Below are 15,949 nucleotides of genomic sequence, written 5' to 3'. Positions count from 1 at the left end.
TCTGCGGGGGCGGGGCTTAAAAACTCCGCCCCTTCTTCTATTTTGGGAGGCTTATAATGAGAAACCTGAAAACGATTGAAAACCGAGTGCTTGCGGTGTTAAAGGAACACCCCGAAGCACGAAATGACGATATGAAGCTGTACCTGCTTATCAGCAAAGCGTGTATCTATGATACTTACGGTATCGCAGATTTCAGCTTTGAAGATGTGATGAGCAATTACAAGGCTTACGGTATCCCTTGTTTTGAGAGTATCCGAAGGACACGACAAAAAATTCAGGCAAAATACCCTGAACTTGGCTGTTCCCCCGAAGTGCGCAGAGCAAGGCATAAAATGCAGCGTGTCTATTCCGACTACGCTAAAAGCTAAGATGGGAGGTAAAAGAAAATGGCAGCTAAGAAAAGCACAAACACCGCTTTGCAGCAGAAAGTAAAGGTGCTGGCGAAGCTCTATGATTCCGGCTGTAAAACCGAAAAGGATTTGAAGGCGCTGAGCCTGCAAAGTATTTTGAAAATCCCCGATATATCCGTTTCCGATATGACGGTTATTACAGAGCTTCAGGAGCAGATCGCAAAAAACAGGCTCTTTTCCTATTTGGGAGGTGCGGATGATGAGCAAAAGTCAGAACAGAACGGTGGATAAGCATATTATCTGGAGCGATATGAATCTCAACCCTGATGATTGGCGTGACAGCTATAAGGATTTCCTTGAAATCAATGAAATCGACGGGAATCCGAATGACGAACACGGGCTGTACGAATATATGGTTGAAACCAATGGCGAGTATCTTTCCGATGAACGGGAAAATCTTAATGTCCAGCTTGCTCAGCCGATTATTGTCATCGGCGACATCGGCAGATGGAACGGCAGAGTGATGGGATACAAGATGATTGATTCCGGCAATATTAAAGATTGCCTTTATTCTGATACGGATATGACCGAGTGGTATGTAGATCGGTACGGCGACCTTCGTGCCGACGCTGTTCATCACGACGGGACAAATCACTATCTGTACCGTGTGTTTAAGGATACTGCCTCGCCGGAACAGATTGAACGCTTACAGGAAAAAATCTATTACGGCAAAGCGACAAGGGCAGATATAACAAGGGTAACAAAACGGCTCGGAGATGAAATAGCCGCAGTTTACGGCTTTCATATACCGAAACAAAGAACAGCAATGGAGCAAGCGAGGTGAGAAAATGAAAATCCGACCGCTTCATACGGACGAACAAAAATACACTTACAGGCAAAGTACGCAGATCGAGGGACAGACCGGAAGTATCGGTTATCTGCGTGGCGATTTCGGCGCAGGCGGCAAAGAGTTCTTTTCCTCTTGGTTTGATCACAGGCGGGATTTGAAAACAGATGAGTTCAAAAGCGCTCTGGACGAGGTTATCAACGCCCTGCGTTCCGAAGAATACGGACTGTTAAAGAGCCGCACGGCTATGGCGCAGTATGCGGGGAAATATCCCGTCAGCGCCTTTCAGGGCAACTATACGACCGAGTACGGTTTCCGTGCCGATACCGAAAAACACAGCTTCTTGATACGGTGTAATCCTGCCCGTGGGGACTACAATTTTTACTGCTACTGCTATGTGCGGGAATGGCTTGACCGCCATATGGAAAAGGCGAGCCGTGGAATCCGCTTTATCACGCCGGATTACAAAGAAAAATTCAAAATCCCCGATGGAGATAAAATCAGGATCACTTTAAGCGACGGGGAACAGCTTGACCGCACCTGCCGATATATTGACGACTATCATTTAGAGGTTGGCAGCAACCTCTACCATATCTGCGAGTTTGCCGAGCGGATGGAGCAAAACGGCAATACCGTGATTCCGCTCCGTTCTTCTCTGCCGGAGCAGTGCTATGTGTTCGTGCAGACGGAAAACTGCGTCGGCATTGTCAAAAAGGGCGAAAGCGGATTTTACCGCACGGATATTCAGGGCGGCAAGCCCAGTGAAACAAACGCCCTTGTGAATGAGATGAACAAAAAGCTCGGCTTGTCAAAAGGTCAGGCAGAGGCGATGAAGGCAGGTTCAATGTTTGGTTGGGATACCCCTGCCGCCGATCCGAAAAGCTATGATAAAAACGGTATCCCCGTAAGACCGAAACAGAAAGACTATGAAAGATAGGAGGTGCATAACCGATGGCACGAAAGTACGACCTGATTTCCGAGCTGTACCGCCGTACCGCACACGCTGTTGTGTCCGATGTTCAGAACTGGCAAGCCTTTTTGCGCTGCGCCTGCCGGAACTATCGTCTGCGCTTTGACGAGCAGCTTCTCATCTACGCCCAAAGACCGGACACAACGGCAGTGCTGGAGATCGAGCGCTGGAACGACAAATTCGGGCGTTGGGTAAACCGTGGCGCAAAGGGTATCGCCGTATTTGAGGACGCCGACCGGAGCAGGCAGCGCTTAACCCATTACTTCGATATTTCCGATACCCACGCAAGCCGCTACTCCCGCCCCGTCCCGATTTGGGAGATGAAGCCGGAATATACGGACGATGTGATCGAATCCCTTGAAAACACCTTCGGCGAGCTGGAAAACAGGGAAAGCCTTGCGGACGCTGTGCTGAGCGCCGCTAAAAACGCCGTGGAGGATAATATCCCCGACTATTTGGGCGATCTGATGTATGCCGCAGATGACAGCTTCCTCTACGGTCTTTCGGAGGATATGATTACCGCTATGTATAAGAAGGCGGTAACAAACAGCGTGGCATATATGATGATGACAAGGCTTGGGATAGATACCGAGCCGTTTTTTGAAGCGGAGGATTTCTCTGTCATTACAAATTTCAATACGCCGGAAGCCTTAAACGCCCTCGGTATTGCGTCAAGCGATATTGCGGAGATGGGGCTTGGGGAAATCTCCCGTACCGTCCTTGCCCTTGAAAGGCAAAATCGCATCATTGCGGACAGAGAGAAACCGGAATACAATAAGGCTGAAAATAAAAGCGAAAGGAGCTTTGAAAATGAACGAGCTGACATACACAATGCAGGGCGATTACAATCTTCCCGACTTGACAATGCCCAAGCAGCCGGAAGTGACTTTGGGCAGGTACGCTCAGATGAGACGGAAATTTCTCAGGGAACACCACAAAATCCGGTACTACAATCTTCTAACGAGCTGCACCCTGACACAGCATTTGGCGGAAACAGAGCAGACAGCGATGAAGCTGGAAGAAACCCTGATGAAGCAGATGGCGGCGCAGGAGGGCTTGACCGAGAGCCTGAAAGCGGCGGATATGATGAAGTGGGTACAGGGAATGAACAATCTGAGGAACAGAGTGCAGGAGATCGTGAAAGCGGAGATCATCTTCGCTTAGATTATTACGACCGAAGCAACGAGGACAAGAGCCTGCCGTTTTTCGGCGGGGACGATACCATTCGTGAAATCCTCGGTACAACGCCCCACCTGAAAGCCTCGAAAGAGGAAATTCGTGCTTTCTATGAAAGCAATCCCGATAACGCCGCCCGTACCGAATATATCAAGGGTATTTTCAATAACGATTATACTGAACTGATTTTGAGCGACGGGCGGCGAGTCGGGTACAAAACTTGGCAGAATGTGCTTCAGCTTTGGGAGGGTAGCTATCTGTCCCGCACAAAGCAGAGCTTCTATGATTGGGGCGTAATCGCACAGCATTTTGAAGCAATGCGGCTGCTCGGCGAATTGCAGGATACGATGAAGCCGTTACCTTCCGTAGATGGACAACTGAACTTTTTGGATATGCAGGCAGAGGAAAAAACCTCTGCTTTTTCTTTTTCTCAGGAGATCATTGACGCTGTTCTCACCCGTGGGAGCGGCATATCTGAGGGAAAGTTCCGTATCTATGAGCAGTTTGAAAAAAGCTTGTCCACAAAGGAAAACGCCGATTTTCTGAAAGACGAATACGGTTGGGGCGGCGCTTATCCTGTTATTGTCGGCGCAGGCATTGACGAGCAGCACGACGGGAAAGGCATTTTGATCTCAAAAGGCATTGGGGACGATAAGCCGCATATCCGGCTGAATTGGAATCAGGTAGAGAAGCGGATTGCCGAACTGATACGCCTCGACCGTTATCTCAATCCAAAGGAAAAAGAGATTTACCCGCAGTGGCTTGAAAAGCAGGAGGAACGCCGAGCCGAACTTGCCGAAGAACAGAAAAACCGTGAAATCCTCTCCTCTGCTCCGCCCAAGCAGGAATCGGTGCAGGCGGCTGAAAGCGAGCCGCAGCAGGAGGCGCAGTATGCCTATCATCTCGGCGATACAGTGTATATGGGCGCTGACGAATATGAAATCCTTGCCTTTGATGATAAGCGTGTCGTTCTTCACGATATGCAGTATCCGTTGTTCCAAAAGGAATTGGAACGGGATGAGTTTGACCGCAGGGTACGGGAAAATCCGATGAATGACCACCTGAAGGTAATGAATCAGGCGGCGGTTGCAGAGCAGCAGCCTCGTTTCAATTCTATCGAGTTTGAAAAGCTCATTCCCCACCATATGCGTTTCAAGGAAACCGATTTGGTAAACGGCAATGAGATGTATTGGGTAACGCAAGAGATTTTTACTGCTGGGGATTTAAGAAAGTTCCAGCAGGCTGTTCAGAGCTACGACGGGGATATTAAAAAGTTTTATGTTACACCCCGTGATCTAAGCCCGTCCTACTCTTTTGAGGAGGATATGGAAAACAAGGTTTTGGCAGTTATCACGCCCGACACTATCCTGCAAGACGATTATATTCAGGCTGTCCGAAGCGAAGGACTCGGCGATTACCTTCAGCCGGAGGAAAAAGCTGATTCGGCTGAAGCGCCTGCCTTTGACATTGGTATGGGGTATCTCGGAAACGGTCTTACCGTCTGGAACAGAGCCGTTGAGGAAAACGGCGATTACCAAACGATTGCTCATATCAGCAGCGAGGGCGAAATCCGCTACTATGTGGACGGACTGCCCGATGATGTAGTGTCAAGGATTGAGCAGGCGGCGGCACGGGAACAGCAAAAAGCGTTGTTTTCTGCCGCTTATAAAGTCGGAGACAGAGTGTATTTGGACGGAAAGCCTTTTGAAATCACACGGGTAGATGACTGGAATGTGGAGTTGATGGATCGCTCTGTGCAAAATCCGCAGCCCCGTTTGGAGCAAAAGGACAGCTTTATGCGGCTTGTTCAGCAGAACGAGCGCAGCGGCTTTACGGACACTTATCGTCAGTACAGCGAAATTAAGAGTGCTAATCCCGACAGCCTCGTGCTGTATCAGATGGGCGATTTCTTTGAAGCCTACGGTGCGGACGCACAGACCGTAAGCGAAGCGCTGGAGCTGAATCTTGCTTCCCGTTCTATCGGCGGCAATCAGCGGATACAGATGTGCGGCTTTCCGGCAAACCACTTGGAAACTTATGTCAATATGCTTCTTGACCGTGGCTTTGATGTAGTTGTTTCTTCCCTTGAAAACGGAGAGCGCAGCACCCGAAACATCGTATCGACCAATAAGGAAGATCCGGTGCAGTCGAAGCCGGTCGGCAGGATCGACTATCTGCACACGGACGGGACGGTGCGGGAAAGCGTTGAATACACCAGCCCCTATCAGTTGGAAAAGGATATAAAGGAAGAAAATTACTACGGTGTTCCTTTTACTGTCGTTTTCTATAAGGATAAAGATGGGAACACCATACCGCAAAATTTTATCAGCGAGCTTGATCCACAACCGAAAGGTGTAGAAATCATTGATTCGCCCTATCTTGCAAACGACAGGGCAGATGAAATGCTCAGGCAAGCGGAGCAGATTGCAGGAGAAAATACGCTTCCGCCCGACGAAAGATTTTTCGTCATTGAAACCGATGATGGCTATGCCATTTGGGACGATTTGACGGAAGCGATCTATATCGACGATGAAGGCGTCAGCGAGGAGTTTAAGAGCGAGTGGCAGGCAAACGACTACTTGGAGCAGGTCAAGAAATCTGTTTCCGAAAAGGAAGCTGCCGAATGGCTTTATGTGGAACGGGCAAAGCAGGACACATCTGCTAAGCAGCCTGAGCAAAATGAAGCCGAGCCATTCACGCCTGCTTTCAGCCAGCCGAAGCGCTCACGGGTACAGACCTTTGATCTGCACCCTGAAATCCCGTTGTCCGAACGGCACACCTTTGACCTTGCTTCTCACGAAGTGCCGGAGGCAGGCAAAAAAGAACGCTTCCGCAGGAATATGGAGGCAATCAGGGTGCTGAAGGAATGTGAGTTTGACAACCGCTTTGCAACACCCGAAGAACAGGAAATCCTTTCGCAGTATGTCGGCTGGGGCGGTATCCCCGAAGCCTTTGACGAGAACAACTCCTCGTGGGCGGACGAGTTTATCGAGCTTTATACTGCCCTTTCTCCCGATGAGTATGAAAGCGCAAGGGCAAGCACCCTGACCGCTTTCTATACTCCGCCCGTTGTCATTTCCTCGATTTACAAAGCAATGCAGCAGATGGGCTTTCGGGAGGGCAATATCTTAGAGCCTTCCTGCGGTATCGGCAACTTTATCGGTATGCTGCCCCAGTCTATGCAGGACAGCAAAATCTACGGCGTGGAGATTGATAAGATTTCGGCGGGTATCGCACAGCAGCTTTATCAGAAAACCTCGATAGCGGCGCAGCCGTTTGAGGAAGCAAATATCCCCGACAGCTTTTTTGACGCCGTGATCGGAAATGTGCCTTTCGGCGATATTCGAGTGAATGACAGGAGGTATAACAAGCATAACTTTTTAATCCACGACTACTTTTTTGCGAAATCCTTAGATAAGCTCAGACCGGGCGGCGTGATGGCGCTTATCACGAGCAAAGGCACAATGGATAAGGAAAATCCCGCCGTGCGGAAATATATCGCACAGCGAGCCGACCTGCTCGGCGCTATTCGCCTGCCGAATAACACCTTTAAGGGAAACGCCGGAACAGAGGTCGTTTCGGATATTTTGATATTACAGAAGCGAGACAGACTTATTGACCTTGAGCCGGAATGGGTACACCTGAACACCGATGAAAACGGCGTGAAGATGAACGCCTACTTTGTCGATCATCCCGAAATGGTACTTGGCGAATGGAAAACCGTGTCCGGCAGATTTGGCGAGGAAGATACCGTTATCCCTTATGAAAACGCTGACCTTGCCGAGCTTTTGGACGAAGCCATTTCCAATATCCACGCAGAGATCACGGATTACGAAGTGGACGAGGAACTGACCGAAGAAGATAACTCCATTCCCGCCAATCCCGAAGTCCGCAACTTTTCCTATACGGTTGTGGACGATAAAATCTATTACCGTGAAAATTCCCGAATGACTCCGGTGGAGTGTTCCGCTACGGCTGAAAACCGGATCAAGGGTATGATTGCCATACGGGACAGCGTTCGCAGCCTGATTGAAATGCAGACCGCAGACTATCCCGATTATGAAGTCGAAAAGGAACAGCAGAAGCTAAATGCGCTTTACGATAACTTTTCCAAGAAGTACGGGCTGATCAATTCCCGTGCGAATGTATCCGCATTTTCGCAGGACAGCTCCTTTGCCCTGCTTTCCGCACTGGAGGTGCTTGATGAGAATGGGGAGCTTGAACGCAAGGCGGATATGTTCACGAAGCGGACGATAAAACCGCACACCCCTGTTACCTCGGTGGATACCGCCAGCGAAGCGCTTGCCGTATCTATGGGCGAAAAGGCTCAAGTGGATATGGAATATATGTGTTCCCTTACGGGCAAAACCGAGCAGGAAATCTATGAGGAATTAAAGGGCGTTATCTTCCTAAACCCGATGTACGGCTACGGAAACAGCACCGAGCGAAAGTACCTGATGGCGGACGAATATCTTTCCGGCAATGTGCGGGAAAAGCTCGCTTGGGCGAAAAAATCCGCAGAGGTCTACCCCGAAGATTACAAAATCAATGTGGAAGCGCTGGAAAAGGTACAGCCGAAAGACCTGACTGCCAGTGAGATTTTCGTGCAGCTCGGCACGACTTGGCTGCCGGAAGAAGTCGCACAGCAGTTTATGTACGAGTTTTTGGATACGCCCGTTTATGCGAGATGGAATATCAAAGTCCATTACTCAAAGCTGACGGGCGAATGGAATGTGGAGGGAAAATCCTATGACCGTGGGAACCTGAAAGCCTACAATACCTATGGCACAAAGCGTGTCAATGCCTACAAGATTATCGAAGATACGCTCAATATGAAAGATGTGCGTGTTTTTGACTATATCGAAGATGATGAGGGTAAAAAGAAAGCTGTCCTCAATAAAAAGGAAACGGCTATCGCCCAGTCTAAGCAGGAGCTTATCAAGCAGGGCTTTCAGGATTGGGTATGGCGTGATCCCGCAAGACGGGAAAAGCTGGTACGGCTGTATAACGACAAATTCAACAGTATCCGCCCCCGTGAGTATGATGGGAGCCATATCATTTTTAGTGGTATGAATCCGGAAATCGAGCTGCGGGAACATCAGAAAAATGCGGTCGCTCATATCCTTTACGGCGGGAATACCTTATTGGCACACGCTGTGGGTGCGGGCAAGACCTTTGAAATGACTGCCGCTGCAATGGAATCCAAGCGGCTCGGACTTTGCAATAAATCCCTCTTTGTCGTGCCGAATCATTTGACGGAGCAGTGGGCGGCGGAGTTCTTGCAGCTCTATCCGGCGGCAAATATTTTGGTTGCTACGAAGAAAGACTTTGAGATGAAAAACAGAAAACGCTTCTGCGGCAGGATTGCCACAGGCGATTATGACGCTGTGATTATCGGTCACTCGCAGTTTGAAAAAATCCCGATAAGCATTGAAAGGCAGAGGGCTGTTTTAGAACAGCAACTTAGTGATATTATCGAAGGAATTGCGGATATAAAGAGAAACCGTGGCGACAGGTTTTCCGTCAAGCAGCTTGAAAAGACGAAGAAATCCCTGCAAACGAAGCTGGAAAAGCTGAACGATCAATCAAGAAAGGATGATGTCGTAACCTTTGAAGAACTCGGTATAGACAGGCTTTTCATAGATGAAAGTCACTATTACAAGAATCTGTATCTTTACACGAAAATGCGGAATGTGGGCGGTATCGCTCAGACAGAGGCGCAGAAATCTTCCGACCTTTTTATGAAGTGCCGCTACCTTGATGAAATCACCGGAGGGCGTGGCGTCGTGTTTGCAACAGGTACGCCGATTTCAAACAGTATGGTCGAGCTGTATACGATTCAGAGATATTTGCAGTACCGAACGCTTCAAGAACACGATTTACAGCACTTTGACGCTTGGGCGTCGATGTTCGGCGAGACGGTCACGGCAGTTGAGCTTACACCCGAAGGAACAGGATACAGAGCGAAAACACGCTTTGCAAAATTCAATAACCTGCCCGAATTGATGGCGATGTTCAAGCAGGTGGCGGACATCAAAACGGCGGATATGCTCGATCTTCCCGTACCGAAAGTGGAGTATCATAACATCGCCGTGAAGCCGTCACAGGTGCAGAAGGAAATGGTCGCTTCTCTCGGCGAACGAGCCGAAAAGATAAGGGGCGGCGGTGTGGATTCCAGCGTAGATAATATGCTTAAAGTTACGAACGACGGGCGGAAGCTCGCCCTTGACCAGCGAATGATGAATCCAATGTTACCCGATGAGGAAGGCAGTAAAGTCAACGCCTGCGTAAATGAAGTATTCCGTATATGGGAGGAAAACAGCGATAAAAAGTTGACGCAGCTTCTCTTTTGCGACCTTTCCACTCCAAAGGGAGCAGGCGAATTTTCCGTCTATACGGATATACGACAGAAGCTGATCGAGCGTGGTATTCCCGAATCGGAAATCAAGTTTATCCACGAAGCGGATACCGAGACGAAGAAGCAGGAGCTGTTCAAAAAGGTGCGCCGTGGCGAAGTGCGAATCCTGATGGGCAGTACGCAGAAAATGGGCGCAGGAACAAATGTGCAGAATAAGATCATCGCTTCCCACGACCTTGACTGTCCGTGGCGACCTGCTGATCTGGAGCAGCGAGCCGGAAGAACAGTGCGACAAGGCAACGAAAACCCAAAGGTCGGTCTGTACCGCTATGTTACGGAAGGCACTTTTGACGCATACTGCTGGCAGCTCGTTGAAGGCAAGCAGAAGTTCGCAAGTCAGATTATGACGAGCAAATCGCCCGTGCGTTCCTGCGAAGATGTGGACGCTACTGCTCTTTCCTATGCGGAGATCAAAATGCTTGCGGCGGACAATCCGCACATCAAGGAGAAAATGGACTTGGATATTCAGGTGCAGAAGCTGCGCCTTTTGAAGTCCAATTATCTCTCCGAAAAATATGAGTTGGAGGACAAAATCATCAAATATTACCCGACAACAATCGCCCGGATAAAAGAGACGATTGCGGGACTGGAAAAGGATAGATCAATTGCAAAAGAACACCCGAAACCTCTTGAGGATACCTTTGCGGGAATTGAGGTTAAGGGTGTTTCTTATTCCGAAAAAGCGGAAGGCGGACAGAAAATCATTGACGCCTGCAAAGAGATGACATCGCCTGATCCCGTCCCTCTCGGCAAGTACAGAGGCTTTGATTTGGAGCTTTCCTTTGATACCTTTGAGAAAGCCTATCAGGTAAAAATCAAGGGCAGCCTTTCCCGTTCCGTCTCTTTAGGCACGGACGCTATCGGCAACATTACCCGAATCGATAATGCCATTGAGAAAATCCCTGAACGGCTGGAGGCGAAAAGCAGAGAGCTTTCAACTCTTGAACAGCAATTCGCCACTGCGAAAGCAGAGGTTGAGAAACCGTTTGACAAGGAAGAAGAACTGACCGAAAAGACAAATCGGCTCAATGTCCTTAACGGCTTACTCAATGTGGATAAGCGAGAAAATGAGTTGGTGGACAGTGCGCCGGACGAGGGCGACAGCGTACCCACTCCAAAGGAAAGAGCCTACGAGCGCTAATTCTTTTGCGGTATGGGAGAAATCTCATACCGCCTTTACATAGTAAGTTCTCTGAACTGCTGTGTCAGTAAAAATAGAACTGTGGCTTCCTTGTGCGAGTAATGCTTTGGTTTTATAATATGAGACATCATACAAAGAAAAGAGGTAAAACCCGATGGAAGAAAACTGTTCTATCAAACTGTTTGAAAGCGATCTTGAAAGTATGCTGTCTCAGGTACTCGCTAAAGCCCGTTCCCGTGATGAGAAATTGAAGGCTGCAAAGGAAAAGGCGGTAGAGCTTAAACATCAAAACGAGACAATCAATGATGTCTTGGATTTGGAAAAGCCAGCTTCTCTTACCAAAGAAGAATGCAAACTTTTAATCAAGTACCTGCTTGCAGAAAACAATGTTGTATTGGAAGAATACCGCATTTGTTATATGCGGGGGCTGATGGACGGAATGGAAATCAAAAAAATTGTAGAGTGAAAGTTTACATAGCCGCTTGGTTTTACAAAAAATCAGGCGGCTATATCTATCACGGCAAGGTGGAAAAAGACATAGTAAAGTGATATAATAAAGTGGCTTTTTGAGAGTCAATGTCAAGAAAACTGAGGTTATTTGCCTATGAAAAATATTTTGATTCACGGCTTGGGACAAAACAGTAAGGATTGGGATACCATTAAAAACGAGTTGGAAACGAGGGGAATTTTCCCTATCGTTCCTGATTTATTTAACCTTACAAAAGGCGGGAAATTAGACTACCCCACAGTATATCAGGCGTTCAGCGAGCTGTGCGAGTCTTACAAAGACAAACTAAATCTTTGCGGGCTTTCCCTCGGCGGTCTGCTTGCGCTCAATTATGCTATCCAGTATCCGAAAAAAATAAACTCTCTTGTTTTGATCGGAACGCCGTTTGAGATACCGAAAGGACTGCTGAAATTCCAAAATATTGTATTTAGATTTATGCCCAAAGCTGCATTTCAGAATATGGGCGTAAGCAAAAAAGATTTTATTCGATTGAGCAAATCAATGGTTGATCTTAATTTTATGGATTCGGCGGCAGCACTTGATTGTCCCGCCCTTATTCTTTGCGGCGCAAACGATAAAGCAAATATGGAGAGTGCAAAGCGGTTTCACGAAGCGATGAAAAACAGTAATTTGGTTATCGTGGAAGATTCCAGTCACGAAGTAAACAAAGATAATCCTCGAAAGTTAGTTAGTGTTTTGCAAGACTTTTGGGAAGGAAATTGATAAAGCAAATCTTGAATGGAGACAGAAAGATGAAATATATCGTGGACGATAAAAAGCTGGACGCAGCAACTTTTATTGCCTTTGTCAATCAAGTATGGCAAGGCAGCTATGATGTCGAAAAAACGCAGTGTGCATTGGCGAAAACGATCAACATCACCGCTTATGATAATGAGGCGCTGATTGGTTGTTTGCGTATTCTTACGGACGGATATTATTTTGGTACAATTACGGAGCTGCTTGTTCTTCCCGATTATCAAAAACAAGGAGTAGGCAGTAAACTTTTACAACTTGCAAAGGATAATACCCCTACTATGCTGTATTTTGGAGCGCAGCCGGGGATAGAAAAGTTTTATAAAAAAAACGGTTGCAAAAGAAGCTTGCAATCCTATGTGATTGAAAAGGAACGGTCATAACGAATATTTACGAGGTGTTTAGTGTGGAAGTCAAAAAAATAGATGATACTCAAATTACAAATGCCATTGACTTGATTTGGCAAACTTTTTTACAATTTGAGGCTCCCGATTATTCTGAAGAAGGAGTTAAGTCGTTTCAGGATTTTATTGAGAACAAAGAGATCGTCAAAACATTAGAATTTTGGGGCGCTTATGACGAAGAAGAACTAAAGGGAGTTATCGCAACAAACGAAAATCGGAAGCATATCTGTTGCTTTTTTGTGAAAGCACAGTATCAAAGACAAGGCATTGGTAGGGAGCTGTGGGACTTCCTACGAGAAAATAGTTCAAGCAAAACCATTACAGTAAATTCTTCTCCGTATGCAGTTCCGGTCTATCATAAACTGGGTTTCGTAGATACCGATACGGAGCAACTTTCGGATGGTATGCGATATACACCTATGAAATTTGAAAATAATTAGGACTTATAAAATAACAAATTCATTACATAGCCGCTTGGTTTTTACAAAAATCAGGCGGCTATATTTTTTGTTTAAGGAGGTGTTCGCTATGGGCGAAACAGACTACAACGCCCTGCTCTACGACAAGATGAAAGCTGAGCAGGATAAGTACAGGGACTGGCTGCTTTCACAGCCGCCGGAGAAAATTCTGAATCATACCTACGAGTATACGATGAGAGAGGACATTGTGATGTGTATGGAGGAACTGGAGCTTTCTCCGAAACAGGCAAAGGCGTTGCTCCGCTCCCTCTGCCCGCTTGATGATGTCTATAAGGAGTTTAAGGACAGAGAGGTTGAGCATATGGATACCATTCGGGATTCCATTGAAACAAGGGCAAACGATGTACTCAAACGGGATAAAAACAGAGAAAGCAGGTGAGAAAAATGGTGTGTAAATTAAAAACCGTCCGTGCGGATATGCTGGTGTTGCAGTGCCAGCTTGAAAGAGAATTGATCCGATATGTGAAGCGGTATCTCTGCCAGCCGCAGGTCACAATCATCACAAACGATAAGCAGTTTGCCTTTATGTGCGAGCTGTACGACTATGTGGAGAATACGGAGCTTCCGCCTGAAATGGTAAGTTCCCTTATGAAAACGAAAAATGTTTTGGAGCTGTCTTGGGACGAGTGGCTGATGAACGCCGATGTTGAAGATATAGAAGATTCCATTGAGAAGGTCGCAGAGCTTCTCAGGAAAGGGAAGATCTGATATGCCATATATCCCGCCGGAGGTGGTCGAACAGGCTCGGCAGATTGACCTTTTAACCTATCTGCAAAACTGTGAGCCGCACGAGCTGGTGCGGATTGCAGGCAACAACTATACTACCCGTACCCACGACAGCTTAAAGATTTCAAACGGCAAATGGATGTGGTGGTCGCAGCGGATCGGCGGATATAACGCTCTTGACTATCTTGTGAAAGTCAAGGGCGTTTCTTTTGTGGAGGCGGTCGAAACCCTGATGGGAAAGGCGGCGGTTATGCCTACCCTGACCGTCAGACCGAAGCAGGAAGAAAAGCCGAAAATTCTCTTACTGCCCGAAAAAAGCAAAACGACCGATAAGATCAGGGAGTACCTGTTTAGCAGAGGGATTGACGCAGCCATTACCGACGAATGTATCAAAAAAGGCGTTATCTTTGAGAGCCTGCCTTACCATAATATCGTTTTCGTCGGCTTTGATGAAAAGCAGAAACCGAAATACGCCGCTTTCCGGGCGACCAACAGCCGCCGTATTTTGGGCGACTGTTCCGGCAGCGATAAACATTATTCTTTTCGTTTAGCAGACAGCACAAGCAGCGAAGTACACCTTTTTGAATGTGCCATTGACCTGCTTTCCTACGCAACGATTTCCAAGCTGTCCGGCAGGGACTGGCGGCAGGAAAACCTTGTTTCCCTTGCGGGCGTTTACCTTCCGAAAGAGAAAATCGAGGACAGCACTACCCCCGCCGCCCTTGTGCGATACCTTGAGGAAAAGCCGCATATCCGGCAAATTCATATCCATTTTGATAACGACAGCGCAGGAAGGAAAGCGGCTAAGGCGCTGCAAATCATCTTGCCAAAGCGGTACGAGGTCTTTGACGAGCCGCCGAAGAAAGGCAAGGATTATAACGATTACCTCTGCATACAGCTTGGAATCTACAAATCCAAAGAAAGGAGCTATGAGCGTTGAATGTACGAATTTATCAGATCAATATGAAGCGTGACGCCAACAATGTCGCTTTTATGAATTACGAGAGCCTTCCAAAATTTCAGGGCAGCTCAGAAATCGACAGCAGCCTCTATGATAAGGTGTTCGAGGGAGAAGTAAACTGCTTCACGCTGGAAAAACTCTATGAGATTTTCAATCTTAAACACCCCGCAGGATATAAAGGGCGGTCGATGTCCGTATCCGATGTGGTGGAGATCATTGACGGGAATACCGGAAAAAGCTACTTCCACTTTTGCGACAGTATCGGCTTTCGGTGGATTGACTTTGCGCCGGAAAAGACACAGGTCAGCGACCGTTTTCTATCGCTTGCCGAGCAGGAGAAAATATCTGTCCTGCTCGTTCCGGTCGGCAAATCTCCGATTGTGAAAGAGATACCGAACACCTATGAAGCGATGAAAGAACTGGTCGGCGGGGGCGGTTTAGACGAGTATATGCCCTTTGAAGATGACGCCGCTATCGTCTGCAACCGTGATGGGAAACAGGAAAAGCTGCCGATGAATCGGGCTGTATACCAGCCGCCAAAGCGTACAGAGATGAGTTACAGCGACCTGAAATCCCTTTTTCGGGAAGCGGAAAACAAAGGACAACATCTTTCCGCACATATTGTTTTTACTGCCGATACCTTTAAAAAACCGTACAGCGAGTTTGAACGGACTTACGAAGTAAGCTCGGATAACAAAGCCTTTCAGTCCCGTATGGGCGGTTATTCAATTTACGGTGCTTCTCTTGACGGCGTTGATCCGTGCTTGAGAATGGAGGGATTGATGGCGGACGAAATGGGTGGAAAAGACGGCTGGAAAATTGAAAAATGCTATTTGCTCGACAATACAAGAGAGGTCGCCGACATCATTCACGGCGACTTTTTTATTGCCCGTTCCAATGTCGCCAATGAAAAGTACAGTAGCTTATCCAGCGAACAACTACTGAAATATAAACGGCTTTTTCGGTATCCTGAGCGATTCCACGAAACCGCACACGGAATAGAAATCGAGCCGTTTAAGCCTGACAGGGCGGACAAAGAACGATAAATTTCAGGAAAATACGGGGCAGCCGGACAGGTCTGCGTTATCTTAGCGAGCAGACTGTTTTTACTCCTATCGGGTAAAAACAGTAAAAGCTCGTTAGGGGCTGCCCCTAATACCCCAATACAGGAAAGGATTTTGACTATGCACGAAGTTCTATTCTTTATGATAGGCTT

12 protein-coding genes and 2 pseudogenes are annotated in these 15,949 nt (G+C 47.5%); all 14 read left to right on the top strand.

Annotated elements, in window-relative coordinates; genetic code table 11:
• Positions 1 to 56 precede the first annotated feature (56 nt).
• A complete protein-coding gene (locus WMO38_RS06645; protein ID WP_349161959.1) occupies positions 57 to 368 on the top strand; it encodes a hypothetical protein in 312 nt (103 codons plus the stop codon).
• An 18-nt stretch (positions 369 to 386) separates the two neighbouring features.
• Positions 387 to 641 (top strand): hypothetical protein, encoded by a 255-nt coding sequence (locus WMO38_RS06640; RefSeq protein WP_155219370.1) that lies wholly within the window; start codon positions 387 to 389, stop codon positions 639 to 641.
• Positions 607 to 1,194 (top strand): hypothetical protein, encoded by a 588-nt coding sequence (locus WMO38_RS06635; RefSeq protein ID WP_155219373.1) that lies wholly within the window; start codon positions 607 to 609, stop codon positions 1,192 to 1,194. The genes WMO38_RS06640 and WMO38_RS06635 overlap by 35 nt, the downstream gene beginning before the upstream one ends.
• A gap of 4 nt (positions 1,195 to 1,198) precedes the next feature.
• The gene (locus tag WMO38_RS06630; RefSeq protein ID WP_196854521.1) at positions 1,199 to 2,134 is read left to right on the top strand and encodes a hypothetical protein; all 936 of its coding nucleotides are present in this window, start codon (positions 1,199 to 1,201) and stop codon (positions 2,132 to 2,134) included.
• 843 nt (positions 2,135 to 2,977) lie between these two features.
• Positions 2,978 to 3,331, top strand: coding sequence for a TnpV protein (locus tag WMO38_RS06625; protein WP_178200824.1), 354 nt, complete (start codon positions 2,978 to 2,980; stop codon positions 3,329 to 3,331).
• 1,676 nt (positions 3,332 to 5,007) lie between these two features.
• Positions 5,008 to 10,902: pseudogene (locus WMO38_RS06620) on the top strand (helicase-like domain-containing protein); the annotation flags it as partial.
• A gap of 154 nt (positions 10,903 to 11,056) precedes the next feature.
• Complete coding sequence (locus WMO38_RS06615; RefSeq protein WP_349161958.1) at positions 11,057 to 11,368, top strand: DUF6664 family protein; 312 nt, start codon at positions 11,057 to 11,059, stop codon at positions 11,366 to 11,368.
• Between the two features lie 138 nt (positions 11,369 to 11,506).
• Entirely contained in the window at positions 11,507 to 12,133 is a 627-nt protein-coding gene (locus WMO38_RS06610) for an alpha/beta fold hydrolase (RefSeq protein ID WP_349161957.1), read from the top strand.
• Positions 12,134 to 12,162: 29 nt separating this feature from the next.
• On the top strand, positions 12,163 to 12,546 hold the full coding sequence (locus WMO38_RS06605) for a GNAT family N-acetyltransferase (RefSeq protein WP_349161956.1): 384 nt from the start codon (positions 12,163 to 12,165) through the stop codon (positions 12,544 to 12,546).
• Between the two features lie 23 nt (positions 12,547 to 12,569).
• A complete protein-coding gene (locus tag WMO38_RS06600; protein WP_349161955.1) occupies positions 12,570 to 13,007 on the top strand; it encodes a GNAT family N-acetyltransferase in 438 nt (145 codons plus the stop codon).
• Between the two features lie 88 nt (positions 13,008 to 13,095).
• Positions 13,096 to 13,398: pseudogene (locus WMO38_RS06595) on the top strand (DUF3848 domain-containing protein); the annotation flags it as partial.
• 32 nt (positions 13,399 to 13,430) lie between these two features.
• A complete protein-coding gene (locus WMO38_RS06590) occupies positions 13,431 to 13,754 on the top strand; it encodes a hypothetical protein (RefSeq protein WP_349161954.1) in 324 nt (107 codons plus the stop codon).
• A gap of 1 nt (position 13,755) precedes the next feature.
• Positions 13,756 to 14,712: a DUF3991 and toprim domain-containing protein gene (locus WMO38_RS06585; RefSeq protein ID WP_349161953.1), complete on the top strand. Its 957-nt coding sequence runs from the start codon at positions 13,756 to 13,758 to the stop codon at positions 14,710 to 14,712.
• Positions 14,709 to 15,779, top strand: coding sequence for a YodL domain-containing protein (locus WMO38_RS06580; protein WP_349161952.1), 1,071 nt, complete (start codon positions 14,709 to 14,711; stop codon positions 15,777 to 15,779). The genes WMO38_RS06585 and WMO38_RS06580 overlap by 4 nt, the downstream gene beginning before the upstream one ends.
• The last annotated feature ends 170 nt before the right edge of the window (positions 15,780 to 15,949 follow it).

The organism is Lachnospira hominis (ex Hitch et al. 2025), from assembly GCF_040096395.1.
GTDB lineage: Bacteria > Bacillota > Clostridia > Lachnospirales > Lachnospiraceae > Lachnospira > Lachnospira hominis.
Note: the sequence above shows the minus strand (reverse complement) of the source record. Positions and strands in the feature narration are given on the sequence as shown.